The sequence below is a fragment of the Seohaeicola saemankumensis genome, assembly GCF_042678485.1.
Lineage (GTDB): Bacteria > Pseudomonadota > Alphaproteobacteria > Rhodobacterales > Rhodobacteraceae > Seohaeicola > Seohaeicola saemankumensis.
The window spans coordinates 72050-85836 of record NZ_JBHTKR010000006.1 but is presented as its reverse complement, the minus strand read 5'-3'; the positions used below and the strand labels follow the sequence as shown (position 1 = coordinate 85836).

The following is a 13787-nucleotide window of genomic DNA, read 5'->3' as shown; positions in this document are numbered from 1 at the left end:
GGCGCTCCGAGGCAAGGGGGTCCGGCCTGACGGCCGGACCCGCAGGGTGTTACTCGATCCCGGCTGCGGCCAGACCGTTCTCGAACAGGAAGGTGGACTGGTCAGGGTTCGCCACCAGGTCACAGACCAGCTGCGTATCCGCAGGCGGCTGGGCCTCGTAGCTTTCCACGATGTTCCACTTCTGATCCTTCAGATCGCCGATATAGACGTTCATGTTGCAGTGGTTGGTCTGCGGGTCGATCGTCACCGCGCCCGACGGGCCATTGTAGGTCAGGCCCGACCGCAGCGCTTCGATCACCGGGTCGCGGTCGGGTGTGCCGGCCATCTTCACGGCCTCGGCCCACAGCATCGCACCCTCATAGGACCGCACGGCCAGTTCGTTCATCACCGGACGGCCCGCGCCCAGGCGCGCCTCAAGCCGCGACAGGAACTCGGTGTTGGTCGGGTTGTCCGCCCCTTCGAAATAGGAATAGGACGCGATGATGCCATCGCCCTCCTCGGCCGAGATCAGCGTCTGCTCGTTGCCCACACCGAAGGTGGTGGACGCGATCGGGATTTCCTTGTTCATGCCCGCCGCCGCATACTGGCGGTAGAAGGACACATGCGCGCCACCCACCAGCGCCGAGATCACGAAATCGGGCTTCGCGGTCTGGATCTTGTTGATGGTCGGGCCGAAGTTGGTCACATCCAGCGGGAAGAACTCCACATCCAGCGTCTCGCCGCCGTTTTCCTTTACGAAACGCTGCATCCACTGCGCGGTGATCTGGCCATAGTTGTAATCGGCCGCGACGATATAGACCTTCTTGCCCCATTTGTTCATCGCGTAGGGCACGACCTTGGCCACGGTCTGCGCGGGGGTCGAGCCGGTGCAGAACGTGTTGTAGTCGCACACGCCGCCCTCGTACTGGGTGTTGTAGAAATAGAGGGTCTTGAAGCGGGCCAGCGTCGGGCGGATCGCCTCGCGGCTGGCCGATGTGATGCCCGCATGCACGGTATGGGCACGGTCGCCCGCCGCGGCCTGGGTGGCGTACTGGGTGTAGAACTGGATCGTCGACTGGGCGTCATACAGTTTCAGCTCGACCTCGCGGCCCAGAAGGCCACCGGCGGCGTTGATGTCGTCGATCGCCATCTTGGTGGTTTCGGCCATCGGCGCGCCGTAGATGTCCAGACCCCCGGAAAGGTCGAGGATCGAGGCGAAGATGATCTTGTCGCTACCCTGCGCGCGCCCGATGATCGGGGCAGATGACAGGGCCAGTGCGGAAGATCCGGCAAGAAAACTCCTACGCGAAAAAGTCATGGCAGTCTCTCCTGTTGGGGTTGTGACGAATGCGGAAGGCGTTGCGCGCCCTGACCGCATCAGTCCTTGGTGTCGGACGTTTTGCCGTCCGTTTTCTTGCTGCGGGAGGTCCCGCTGCTGCGGCGGTCCAGTTGCGAGGTCACGCCGCGCACACCGTCGCCAATATTCATGCCAACCTCCTCGCCCAGCCGTTGCACAGCCGGAAGCTGAAGCGCCATCGACAGCACGCCATCGACAAGCTGGTTGACCGTGCTGCCATCGCCGCCGCCACCCTCTCCGCCCGCGCCGTGCGAATGGCCCATGCCGGTGATATGGTTGATACGGATGCTTTCGATCTTCTCGGCGGGCTTGAGCATGCGTTCGACCACTTCGGGAAGGGTGCGGATGCGCGCCTCGTCCAGCTTCATGGCCATCAGTTCGCTGCTTTGGGCATTCTCGGCCTCGATCACGGCGGCGCGGCCCTTGGCCTCGGCCATCAGCTTGGCCTTTTGCGCCTCGGCGCGGTCCAGCATGGCCTTTGCCTCGGCCTCGGCCATCGCCAGCAGCGTGCCCACTTCCGACCGCACGCGCGTATCGTCGACCTCGGCCTGTTCGGCGGCGCGGATCAGCGCCAGCACCTTTTCGCGGTCGGCTGCGGCCTGTTCGCGGATGGTGCGGACTTTTTCCTCGGCCTCGGCCCCTGCGGCGGTGGCGGCAATCGCTTCGGCCTCGGCATGGGCTTCCTCGACCCGCTTGGCCGCCAGCCGCACCGCATTTTCGGTCTTGGCCAGCGCGGTCGCCAGTTCAGCGGCAAGGCTTTGTTCGCGCAACTCGCGATCCTTGCTGATCTCGGTCAGGCGCACTTCGCGTTCGCGGGCGATCCGCGCCGCCTCGCGGCGTTTTTCGGATGTCGCCTGTTCCTCGGCGGTTTCGGCCATCGAGCGCGAGCGCGCGATCTCGATCTCGCGCTGCTGGGTGATCATCGCCTCTTCTTCCTCGCGGCTGATGGTCAGCTTGCGCTTGGTCGCGTCCAGCTGGCTCTGGCGCACGGCTACCTCGGCATCGGCCTCGATCACGGCGCGTTCCTTCTTGTTGACGGCGATGATCTCGGCCAGGCGGCGCATACCAAGCGCGTTGAAGGCGTTGTTTTCATCCAGCGCATGGAACGGCGTCTGGTCGATCCGCGTCAGCGACACGGATTCCAGCAACAGACCGTTCTGGGCCAGGTTGTCGGTCAGGATGTCGGACACTTCGCGGGCATATCCGGCCCGGTTGTCCTGCAATTCGTCCATTGTATAGCGCGCGGCGACCGACAACATCGCATCGACCAGCTTGCCCTCAAGGGTTTCGGCCAGATCGGCCGAGCGGAAGGATTTGCCCGCCAGCGCCTGCGCCGCCGTGGCGACGCCTTCGGCACTTGCCCGGACCCGGACATAGAATTCCGCCCCCACATCCACACGCAGACGGTCCTTCGTGATGATGGATTTCGGCCCCAGCCGCTCGATCTCAAGCTTGGTGGTCCGCATGTTCACTTCGGACACCTTGTGCAAGAAGGGCAGCGCGATGCAGCCCCCGTCCAGCACGACCCTTTGCCCCCCGGCACCGGTCCGCACCAGGCTGACCTCTCGGGTTGCCTTGCGATAGTAGCGGTTCAGGAAAAGGATCACCAGGATCGCCAGGACAACCAAAACGATCAAAGTCACGAATACCGTCATTCCGTCTTCTCCAGTGCCTTGTCGTGGGTGCGCCGACACGGCGCCCCCCGGTCATCACGTCATCACGTCGCTCAGTCGACCATGCGGACAAACATATGTTTGTTCACCATCGCGAGCCTAGGCTGCTGTTGAAAAAACTGTCAACACTCATGGCCCGGATAATCTTACGCTACGGCAATCTATCCTTTTCTGGCAAGTGTGCTGTCGGGCGGCAGACCCGTGATGGTCAGATGAGGGCAAAACCCGGAAATCTGACAGGAAGCCGCCCGTAATAATGTTCGTAAGCCAACGAAAATTGGGGCTCTGCGTCGCGCTGGCAGTGCGCTCAGGCGCAGGACCCGGCGATCACATCCAGCCCGATCCTGAGGGATTCAACCATGTCATCGAGATGCATCGAGGCCAGATCGGCCCTTTGATGCAATTCAAGGCGGCGCTCGTCTGCCACTTCATTAAGCAGTTCCGCCACCTGCGCGGGCAGATATGGAAGATGAACAAAACCCGAGATTGTATCGGGATGATTCTGCGCGCAGTGATGCAGCGTGATATAAGAGGTCGCGTTGCACAGATAGGTGCCCGCGCTGCCCGATTGCCGGCATGGCCGGCCCGATGATCGAATCGCCGCCTGCATCGCATCGGCGGGCAAGGTGGACAGATAGCCGTCAGGCCCGTCGTCGATCACCTTGCCGTTCTGGTGATGTCCGGCATTGTCCGGCAGTTCGAACCATGACCAATTGGACGCCACCCTTTCGATGCGGATCATCGGCTCGCCCGGCCAGAGGCCCAGCGACACAATCGCGCGGGGGCGCAGGGCGTCGATCAGCGCGGGCAATTCGCGCCGGACCGCGTGGAAATCCACCGGCAGCCCCTGCCCCCGCACCGCCATGCCGCCGATTGTCATGCCGTCCAGCGCATGGGCGACCTGTTCCGACGGGTTGGCGCTGCGGCCCGCATAGCTTTGAAATCCGGTAACGAGGATCATGCCCTTCTCCTTGCGATAGGCCCGCGGTCCGCCGTCCGTCCGCGACGCGGGGCCAGGGCTGATCCTGACGGCATTCACCCGGTTCAGGCAAGCCCCCTGCCCGCCTTCCGGCCCGGCCCGCGGCCAGTTGTCCTTCACGTTGTAAATATATTTGACAAGCAAAGCATCCTCTGTTGGAGTGCTGCCATTGGCCGGTCCAGGAGGAGAGGGACCGGCCAGGACAAGCAATCCCGCGCTGGCCCTGCCATGTTCGCGGAGACGATGCGCTTACAGGGAGGAACCAATGCGTAGAATTCTTATGACCGGCGTGGTCGCAATGGCCGCCGTGACCGGACAGGCCAATGCACAGCAGATCAAGATCATGACCGGCCCGCAGGGCGGTTCGTGGTATCCACTTGGTGGCGCGATCCAGTCGATGCTGTCGGATGACGGCATCGGCGTGCAGGTGCTGCCGGGCGGCGGCGTCGCCAACGCCCAAGGCGTGCAGGGCGGCCAGACCGATCTGGCCTTCGGCAACTCGATCTCGGTCGTGGATGCGCTGGAAGGCCGCGCGCCCTTCGAGGGCAAGGCCGACAATATCTGCCTGATGGCCACGCTCTATCCGCAGTATTTCCAGATGGCCGCCCCCAAGGACAGCGGCATCGCCTCGGTCGATGACCTGAAAGGCAAGCGCATCGTGACCCAGCCGGTGGGCAATACCGCCGAGCAGGTGATGCGCGCGATCCTGACGACCGCCGGCACCAGCTATGAAGACATGCGCAGCGTCGATTACGTCTCCTATTCGGATGGCGTGGGCCTTGTGCAGGACGGCAATGCCGACATGTTCAGCGCGGGTACGACCGCGCCGGCATCGGCGATCATGGATCTGGCCAACTCGACCGACATCACGATGATCCCGCTGACCGAGGAGTTCATCGGCAAGATGCGTGACACCATCAACCCCGGCTACGCCTCGCTGACCATCGCGGCGGGCACCTATCCCGGACAGGACAGCGATGTGACGGCCGTGGGTTACATGACCCAGCTGATCGGCCGCTGCGATCTGGACGATGCCGTCGTGACCGCCCTGATGACCAACCTGTGGGAATCGCGCGGCGATCTGGCCACGATCAGCGCCGCGATGCGCGACATCACCCTGGAAAAGATGATGGATCCGGGCGGCGTGCCGCTGCACGCAGCCGCCAAGGCCTTCTACGAGGCGAATGCGGGCAAATAAGCCCGGGCAGATTGGCGGGCCGCCCGGTGCGGCCCGTCCAGACCCCTTTTTCTGGCGGATGAACGCGATGCAGGCACTTGATGTCTGGCTCCGGCGCCTGACCGTTGCGGTCGCGGTGTCGATGAGCCTTTTTCACCTCTACGTGGCCTGGTTCGGCCCCCCCAACGCCTTCACGCTGCGGGCCACCCATTTCGGCTTTGCCATGGCGCTGGCCTATCTTGCCCTGCCGATGACGGCGGCGCGCAGGGGCAAGGCGCCGGGCATCATCGACATCGCCTTCATGTGCGCCGCGCTGGCCGCCGCCAGCTATCCGCTGATCAACCAGACCTATTTCAACACGCGCATGGCCTATGTCGGCCCGGTCTCGGTGATGGATCAGGTCTTTGCCGTGATGATGATGGTCACCATCCTCGAGGCGACGCGCCGCGCGATCGGCTTCATCCTGCCGCTGACCGCGCTGATCTTTCTGTCCTATCAGGTGTTCTTCACCCAGGCCGATCTGGTCCGGCTGCTGGAATATCAATATATGACCACCGATGCGCTGTTCGGCGTACCCGCGCAGGTCTCGGCCACCTATGTGGTGCTGTTCGTGATCTTCGGCGCGATGGCCGAACGCTTCGGCATCGGCAAACTGTTCATGGATTTCGCCCTGGCGCTGACCGGCCATGCGGCGGGCGGCCCCGCCAAGGTGGCCGTGGTGACATCGGGGCTGTTCGGGTCGGTTTCGGGCTCGGCCGTGGCCAATGTCATGACCACGGGCACCTTCTCGATCCCGCTGATGAAACGCATCGGGTATCGGCCGCAATTCGCGGGCGCCGTCGAGGCTGTGGCCTCGACCGGCGGGCAGATCATGCCGCCGATCATGGGGGCCGCGGCCTTCGTGATGGCCGAATTCATGGGCGTCAGCTACCTGACCGTTGCAGGCTATGCCCTTCTGCCCGCGCTGCTGTATTTCCTGGCCGTCTTCCTGGCGGTGCATTTCGAGGCGCGCAAGCGCGGCATGAAGGGCCTGCCCCGCGCCGACCTGCCCCGCGTCGGCAAGGTTCTCAAGGACGAGGGGCATCTGTTCCTGCCGCTTGTGGTGATCATCGGCATGCTGATGAGCGGCTATTCCGCGCCCTTCTCGGCGCTGTGCGGGATCCTGTCGATCCTGCCCGTGGTGCTGATGCGTAAAACCACGCGCCACGAGGTGACGCTGCCCAAGGTGGTCGAGGCGCTTGAATCCGGTGCCGTCAATTCGGTCGCGGTGGCGCTGGCCTGCGCCACGGCGGGTATCGTGATCGGCGTGATCGCACAGACCGGGCTGGGGCTGACCTTCACCGGTCTGGTCAAGGCAGCGGCGGGCCAGCAACTGATCTTCGCGCTGATCCTGACCATGATCGCGGGCATCGTGCTGGGCATGGGCATGCCCACCACCCCCGCCTATATCGTGCAGGTGGCGCTTCTGGTGCCGGCGCTGGTCAACATGGGCGTGTCGATCCCGGCGGCGCATATGTTCGTGTTCTACTACGCGATCCTGTCCGCCATCACGCCGCCCGTGGCCATCGCCGTTTATGCCGCCTGCGGCATCGCGCAATCGCCGGTCATGGCGACATCATGGATGGCGGTGCGTCTGGGGCTGACCGGCTACATCATCCCCTTCATGTTCGTCTTCGGCCCCTCGCTGCTGATGATCGGCACCTGGACCGAGATCGTGCTGACCGCCTTCAGCGCCACGATGGGCGTGACCTTCCTGGCGGCGGGGCTGGCCGGGTTCCTGCTGCGCCCCACGGGATGGATCGCGCGCGGCCTGCTGGTGGCGGCGGCGCTGACACTGATCAATCCGGGGCTGATGACCGATGCGATCGGCCTTGCGCTGGCGCTTCTGGCCTTGCTGATCAACACGCGCGAACGCTCGGACGCCTGGGACGAGGACGCGGATGCCCCCCGCGTCAGCCTGTCCGAAACCCTCAAGGCCGAGGCCGCGCAACGCGCCAAACGCTAGACAGGCAGGATCACCGTCAAGACCGACAAAAGCCGGAGGGTCTGACCCTCCGGCTTTTGTCGTCCTTCAGACTGTGGTCTGAAACGCCCTCAGCGGCCCTTGTCCTTGCGCCATGCCGCAAAGGCTTCGGCATGTTCGGGCCTTGTGCCCGGATAAAGCCCGATGATCGACGCACCCGCCTTGACCTGTTCGACCACGAAATCCTCATAGACCGTCATTTCGGCCGCTTCGGCCGCGACATCGGCCGCGATGTCTTGCGGGATCACGATCACGCAATCCGCATCGCCCACGATGATGTCACCGGGAAAGACAGGCGCATCGCCGCAACCGATCGGCACGTTCAGGTCCAGCGCCTCGTGCAGGGTCAGGTTGGTGGGGCTGGAGGGGCGTGCGTGATAGGCGGGAATGTCCAGCCCCGCGATCTCATGCGCGTCGCGGAAACCGCCATCGGTCACCACACCCGCCGCACCGCGCATCATCAGCCGGGTGACAAGGATATCCCCCGCCGAGGCCGCGCGCGGGTCCTTTCGGCTGTCCATCACCAGAACGGCGCCCGCGGGGCAGGTATCGACGGCCACGCGCTGCGGATGATCGGGATTTCGGAAGACCGCGATCCCGTTGCGATCCTCGCGCGCGGGGATATAGCGCAGGGTCACGGCAGGCCCTACCATGTTGCGCCCCTTGGGCGCCACGGGATGCACGCCCTGGATCACCTGGCCGCGCAAGCCGCGCTTGTAAAGCACCGTCGCCAGGGTGGCGACCGAGACACCCATCAGCATCTCATGCAGGGTTTCATCCATCGCGTTCATCCTTTCTGAAGTTCGGCGGGCAGCAATGCGCCCGGCATGTTCTGATAGGCCACCGGGCGCAGGAAGCGGCGGATCGCCATCGTGCCCACGCTGGTCGCGCCGAAATTCGTGCTGGCCGGATAGGGTCCGCCATGCACCATCGCATCGCAAACCTCGACCCCCGTTGGATAACCATTGGCCAGCAACCGGCCCGCCTTGCGTTCCAGCACCGGCATCAGCTGGCGGGCAAGGTCTGTATCGCCCGCATCCATGTGCAGCGTGCAGGTCAGTTGCCCCTCTAGGTCACGGGCAATCGCCATCATCTGCGCGGCATCACGGACGGTGATCACGATACCCAGCGGGCCGAACACCTCGTGATGCAAGGCGGGATCGGCCTGCCAGTCATCGCCGCTTACCCGCAGCAGGACAGGCAGCGCCGCGCGCCCTGCGGCGGCACCAGCCGCCAATGTCTGCGCGCCGGGTGCGGCCGAGGCCGCAGCACTGCCTGCGCGATAGGCGTCGGCGATCCCGTCGGTCAGCATGGTCTGTGCCGCCACCTGCGCCAAGGCCGCGCGGGCGGTTTCCGCGAAACGGTCGGCATCCGGCCCCGCAATCGCGATGACCACGCCGGGGTTGGTGCAGAACTGCCCTGCGCCCATGGTCAGGCTGGCGGCCCATCCCTGGGCGATCCCCTCTGCCCGCGCGGCCATGGCCGCCGGCAGCAGGAACATCGGGTTGATGCTGCCCAATTCGCCGAAAAACGGGATCGGTTCGGGCCGCGCGGCGCAAAGGTCGAACAGGGCCCTGCCCCCGCGCAGGCTGCCGGTAAAGCCCACGGCGCGGATCAGGGGATGGGTCACAAGCGCCTGCCCCACCGCATTGCCGCCCCCTTGCAACAAGGCAAACACGCCTGCGGGCATTCCACAGCGCCCGATCGCGGCATGGATCGCCTCGGTCACGATTTCGGCCGTACCGGGATGGGCCTGATGGCCGCGCAGCACCACCGGACAGCCCGCCGCCAGGGCCGAGGCGGTATCCCCCCCTGCCGTCGAGAAGGCCAAGGGAAAGTTCGACGCGCCGAACACCGCCACAGGCCCCAGCGGGCGCTGGATCATGCGAATGTCGGGGCGCGGCAGGGGCTGGCGATCGGGCAGCGCGGGATCGATGCGGATATCCAGGTGATCCGCCTTCTGGATGTGATCCGCGAACAGGCGCAACTGCCCCGTGGTGCGGCCGCGCTCGCCCTCGATCCGGGCCTGCGGCAGCCCGCTTTCCTGGGTCGCGATATCGGTGATGGACGCCGCGCGGACCTCGATCTCGTCGGCGATGGCGCGCAGAAAGGCCGCGCGATCCGCGCGGCTGGTCTGGCCATAGGTCCAGAACGCCTCTTCGGCGGCCTGGCAGGCGCGGTCGACCAGTTCGGGTGTCGCCGCGCCGAAGTCATGCGCCGGGCCCTGGCTTGGGTCCGAGCGGAAGCTGGCGTCGCTGGTGATCCAGTCACCGGCAATCAGATGGCGTCCGTGAGGGGTGAATGTCATCGGTCTTGTCCTTCAGGTCAGGTTGTTTTCGCGCATGAACCGGTCCAGTTGCGCGGTTTGTGCAGCGGTCAGTGGCCAGGCCGAGGGCGGCCGCGTCGGCCCGCAATCCTGCCCCATGGCCATCAGCGCGGCCTTCACGCCGGTCACATTGGTGCCGTTCATTTCGGCGGCGCGAATATCCTCGAATGTCCTCATGCCCGCGATCAACCTGTTGGCAAGGGTGTAATTCCCCAATTCCAGCGCTGCGTGAATGGCCATCGACCGTTCGGGCCAGACATTGATCAACCCCGAGGTGAAGCCCCGCGCGCCCACGGCATAAAGGGCGGGCGCCCAGATCTCGGCCAGGCCACCGACCCAGACGATGCCGGGGTCACAGGCCGCTTTCGCCTCGGCCAGACGCATCGGATTGGGCGTGGCCCATTTGACGCCGCGCACACCGGGCACGGCACACAGCGCCGCGATGGCCGCGGTGCCGATGGCGTCGTTGCGCAGATAGAGCATCATCGGCAAGCCGCCCGATGCGTCATTGATCGCTGCCAGGTAATCCACGATGCCACGCGGCGAGACGAAAGGATCGGGCGGCTGATGCACCATCAGCCCCGCCGCCCCCGCCTGGGCAGAGGCCCGCGCCAGCCGACAGGCATCGCGGATTCCGCGCCCCACCCCGGCCAGCACCGGCGCGCGATCACCGACGATGTCCACGACGGCGGCCGCCATCGTGCAAGCCTCATCCGTGGTCAGGGCATAGAACTCGCCCGTATTGCCGTTGACCACCGGGATATGCATCCCCGCCCCCAGCGCATGGTCGATGATGGGGGCCAGCCGCTCCGGCGCGATCTCGCCCTCGGCGTCATAGGGCGTTACCAGGATGCCGGAAATCCCGGTCAGCGCTGCCTCCAGCGCCTTGGTCTTGTCGCTCATGTCCCTGCCCCTTTCAGAAAATGTCAGGCTCGCCCGCGGCAGGCCCGTGCGCGCGCGTCAGGTAATCGAAATCGCATCCCGTATCGGCCTGCCCCACGTGTTTCGAGAACATGTAGCCCCAGCCGCGCTGATAGCGTGGCGCGGGCGGGGTCCATGCGGCGCGCCGCGCCTCCAGCTCGGCCTCGGACACCAGCATGTCCAGCCGCCGCGCGGCCAGGTCCAGCCGCACGGTATCGCCGGTCTTCAGCAAGGCCAGCGGTCCGCCGATGAACGCCTCGGGCGCGACATGCAGCACGCAGGCGCCATAGGATGTGCCCGACATCCGCGCATCCGAGATCCGCAGCATGTCGCGATGCCCCTGCCTGATCAGCGCCTTGGGAATGGGCAGCATCCCCCATTCGGGGAAACCGGGGCCACCAAGCGGCCCCGCATTTCGCAGCACCATCACGTGATCGGGCGTCACATCAAGGTTTTCATCATCCACAGCCTTTTTCATCTGCACGTAGCTGTCGAAGACCAGCGCGGGGCCTTCATGGGTATGAAAGCGCGGATCGCAGGCGGCGGGCTTGATCACCGCGCCATCCGGGCACAGGTTGCCGCGCAGCACCGCCAGGGACCCTTCGGCATAGACCGGGTTTGACAGCGGGCGGATCACGTCATCGTTGTAGACCTGGGCATCGGCGATGTTTTCACCAACCGTGGTGCCCGCCGCGGTGATGCAGGACAGGTCCAGCCGGTCGGCGATCTGCTTCATCATCGCCAGCAGGCCGCCCGCGTAATAGAAATCCTCCATCAGGTAATCGCTGCCCGAGGGGCGGATATTGGCCAGCAACGGCGTGGTGCGCCCCAGCGCGTCCAGATCGTCCAGCGTCAGGTCCACACCCGCGCGCCGCGCCATCGCGATCAGATGCACCACCGCATTGGTCGAACAGCCCGTCGCCATTGCGACAATCGCGGCATTGCGTACCGCGGCAGGGGTCACGATGCGGTCGGGGGTCAGATCCTCCCAGACCATGTCGACGATGCGCCGCCCGCTGCCGCTGGCCATGCGGCTGTGGTTGCTGTCAACGGCGGGGATGGACGAGGCGCCCGGCAGCGTCAGGCCCAGCGAATCCGCGATCGCCGTCATCGTGCTGGCGGTCCCCATCGTCATGCAGACCCCGTGGCTGCGCGCGATCCCGCCCTGCACGCCGCGCCATTCCGCGTCCGAGATATTGCCCGCACGCCGCTCGTCCCAGTATTTCCAGGCGTCCGATCCCGATCCCAGCACGCGGCCCGCGTAATTGCCGCGCAGCATCGGCCCCGCCGGCATGTAGATGAAGGGCACACCCGCAGACAGCGCCCCCATGATCAGCGCGGGCGTGGTCTTGTCGCAGCCCCCCATCAGCACGACACCGTCGAAGGGATGCGAGCGGATCACCTCCTCGGTCTCCATCGCCAGCATGTTGCGATAGATCATCGAGGTGGGCTTGGTGAACTGTTCATCGACCGACAAAACCGGCATTTCCACCGGAAAGCCGCCCGCCTGCAACACACCGCGCTTCACCTCCTTGGCGCGTTCGGGAAAGTGGCCGTGGCAGGAATTGATCTCGGACCAGGTGTTCAGCACGCCGATGATCGGCTTGCCCATGAAATCCTCCTCGGCATAGCCAAGCTGCATCATGCGCGAGCGGTGGCCGAAGCTGCGCAGGTCGTCGGGCGCGAACCAGCGCGCGGAACGCAGCGTGTCGGGGGTCTTGGTCATCGGGCGATCCTTCGGGACTTGGGGGCTGGGGGAATTCCGGCTATAGCGTTCAGGTCAAGAGGTCGGGAAACGGGAGGTTCCATGTCGCGCAATCGTCTGAAAACAGGGCTGGCCGAAAAACGGCCCATGGCGGGGATATGGCTGTCGCTGGACGCCCCCGCCGCGACCGAGATCGCCGCAGGCAGCGGCGCGGACTGGCTGCTGATCGACATGGAACATTCGGCCACCGGGCTTGACTCCGTGGTGCATCACCTGCGCGCGGCCATGGCGGGGCCGGTGGAACCCGTGGTGCGCGTGCCCAGTGCCGAACCCGTGATGGTCAAGCGGTTGCTGGATCTGGGGGCGCGCAGCCTGATGTTCCCGATGATCGACAGCGCCGCGGATGCGGCGCGCGTGGTCAGCTACACGCGCTATCCGCCGCATGGCATGCGCGGGTTGTCGATGACGACGCGGGCCAATAATTACGGACGCAATCCCGATTACCTGACCGGCCATGTCGATGATCTGTGCGTGATCGTGCAGGTCGAAACCCCGCAGGCCGTGGCGGCCATTCCGCAGATCGCGGCCGTGCCGGGGGTGGATGCGATCTTTGTCGGACCTGCCGATCTTTCGGCCGCGATGGGCCATCTTGGCGGCGCGCAGCACCCGGAGGCGCAGGCCCTGATCGACCAGGCCCGCGACATGGCCGCAAAGGCGGGCAAGCCCATCGGCATCCTGGGGTTCGGCACCGATCTGGCGCGGGGATATGTGGCGCGTGGCTTCGATTTCGTTGCCGTGGCGGGCGACAGCTGGCTTCTGGCGCGCCAGATGGATGCCATTATCGCCAGCATGAAGACCTGAACACGTCAGGTCCGCCATCCTCAGGCCCGCCGTCCTCATGCCCGCCGTTCCTGATCGGTGACGCGGCGGCGGGCCTGCACCAGATGATAGCTCATCAGCAGCGCCGCGCCTTCGGCATCGCGGCTGCGGATCGCCTCGAGGATCTGGCGATGTTCATCCAGAACCGCCTCGATCCGCGCCTCGCTGCCTGCACTGGTCAATTGCTGCGCCACCCCGATGGCCTGCAGCATCAGACCGCGCGTCGCGTTCAGCATATCGCAGAAAATCTCGTTGCCGCTGGCCTCGGCCACGGCCATGTGGAAATCGAAGTCGGCCTCGCGCACGGGCTTGCGCGCCCGCATCGTACGCTCCATGTGATCCAGCGCCGCTTCGATCCGGTCAAGGTCGCGCGGGGTGGCGCGCAGGGCCGCATGGCGGGCGGCGGCGGCCTCCAGCGACAGGCGCGCCTCCATGCAGCGCATCAACCCCGCGACGTCATCGGCGCGGGCGTGTTCGATCAGGCCCTGTGGCGGGCGGCGGCGCACGAAACTGCCCACACCGTGCTGGGCCGACACGATCCCGTCGTCGCGCAAACGGGCCAGCGCCTCGCGGACCACGGGGCGCGACACCTCGAAGCGTTCGCTGATCTGATGCTCGGAGGGCAGCTTGTCGCCTTCGGCCAACTGCCCCGAAGCGATCAGCTCAAGGATGCGGCCATAGATCTGATCGGCCAGCGTCTCGCGTTTGCGGATCGTGGCATTCAGCAGCGGATCTTCGGATCTGCCCGGCGGCGTCATGGGCGTACAC

The 13787-nt window shown here is 65.6% G+C and carries 11 protein-coding genes; 3 read left to right on the top strand and 8 right to left on the bottom strand.

Annotation, left to right across the window (positions count from 1 at the left end; all coding sequences use genetic code 11):
• Window positions 1–49: 49 nt before the first annotated feature.
• From ACFQ3C_RS15155 to ACFQ3C_RS15145, 3 genes are all read right to left on the bottom strand, one after another.
• Window positions 50–1297, bottom strand: a complete 1248-nt coding sequence (locus ACFQ3C_RS15155) for an urea ABC transporter substrate-binding protein (RefSeq protein ID WP_380793528.1) — start codon at window positions 1295–1297, stop codon at window positions 50–52.
• Window positions 1298–1356: 59 nt separating this feature from the next.
• Window positions 1357–2979: a flotillin family protein gene (locus tag ACFQ3C_RS15150; protein ID WP_380793526.1), complete on the bottom strand. Its 1623-nt coding sequence runs from the start codon at window positions 2977–2979 to the stop codon at window positions 1357–1359.
• A gap of 337 nt (window positions 2980–3316) precedes the next feature.
• Entirely contained in the window at window positions 3317–3970 is a 654-nt protein-coding gene (locus ACFQ3C_RS15145) for a pyroglutamyl-peptidase I family protein (RefSeq protein ID WP_380793524.1), read from the bottom strand.
• Window positions 3971–4253: 283 nt separating this feature from the next.
• Between ACFQ3C_RS15145 and ACFQ3C_RS15140 the strand changes: the two genes are divergently transcribed.
• Window positions 4254–5186, top strand: a complete 933-nt coding sequence (locus tag ACFQ3C_RS15140) for a TAXI family TRAP transporter solute-binding subunit (protein WP_380793522.1) — start codon at window positions 4254–4256, stop codon at window positions 5184–5186.
• Between the two features lie 67 nt (window positions 5187–5253).
• Window positions 5254–7170, top strand: coding sequence for a TRAP transporter permease (locus ACFQ3C_RS15135; RefSeq protein WP_380793520.1), 1917 nt, complete (start codon window positions 5254–5256; stop codon window positions 7168–7170).
• Between the two features lie 89 nt (window positions 7171–7259).
• Here ACFQ3C_RS15135 and ACFQ3C_RS15130 read toward each other — a convergent pair whose 3' ends face one another.
• From ACFQ3C_RS15130 to araD, 4 genes are read right to left on the bottom strand one after another with little or no spacing between them, the layout of a single operon-like run.
• Window positions 7260–7970: a ribonuclease activity regulator RraA gene (locus ACFQ3C_RS15130; protein ID WP_380793518.1), complete on the bottom strand. Its 711-nt coding sequence runs from the start codon at window positions 7968–7970 to the stop codon at window positions 7260–7262.
• A 5-nt stretch (window positions 7971–7975) separates the two neighbouring features.
• Window positions 7976–9496 carry an aldehyde dehydrogenase (NADP(+)) gene (locus tag ACFQ3C_RS15125; RefSeq protein WP_380793516.1) on the bottom strand — a complete coding sequence of 507 codons (1521 nt, stop codon included), beginning with the start codon at window positions 9494–9496 and terminating at the stop codon, window positions 7976–7978.
• Window positions 9497–9508: 12 nt separating this feature from the next.
• Entirely contained in the window at window positions 9509–10417 is a 909-nt protein-coding gene (locus ACFQ3C_RS15120) for a dihydrodipicolinate synthase family protein (protein WP_380793514.1), read from the bottom strand.
• Window positions 10418–10430: 13 nt separating this feature from the next.
• The gene (gene araD / locus ACFQ3C_RS15115) at window positions 10431–12161 is read right to left on the bottom strand and encodes an L-arabinonate dehydratase (RefSeq protein ID WP_380793512.1); all 1731 of its coding nucleotides are present in this window, start codon (window positions 12159–12161) and stop codon (window positions 10431–10433) included.
• Window positions 12162–12242: 81 nt separating this feature from the next.
• Between araD and ACFQ3C_RS15110 the strand changes: the two genes are divergently transcribed.
• Window positions 12243–13001, top strand: coding sequence for an HpcH/HpaI aldolase family protein (locus ACFQ3C_RS15110; RefSeq protein WP_380793510.1), 759 nt, complete (start codon window positions 12243–12245; stop codon window positions 12999–13001).
• Between the two features lie 35 nt (window positions 13002–13036).
• On the opposite strand, the gene ACFQ3C_RS15105 is transcribed toward ACFQ3C_RS15110, so the two are convergent.
• Window positions 13037–13777, bottom strand: a complete 741-nt coding sequence (locus ACFQ3C_RS15105) for a FadR/GntR family transcriptional regulator (RefSeq protein ID WP_380793508.1) — start codon at window positions 13775–13777, stop codon at window positions 13037–13039.
• Window positions 13778–13787 lie beyond the last annotated feature (10 nt).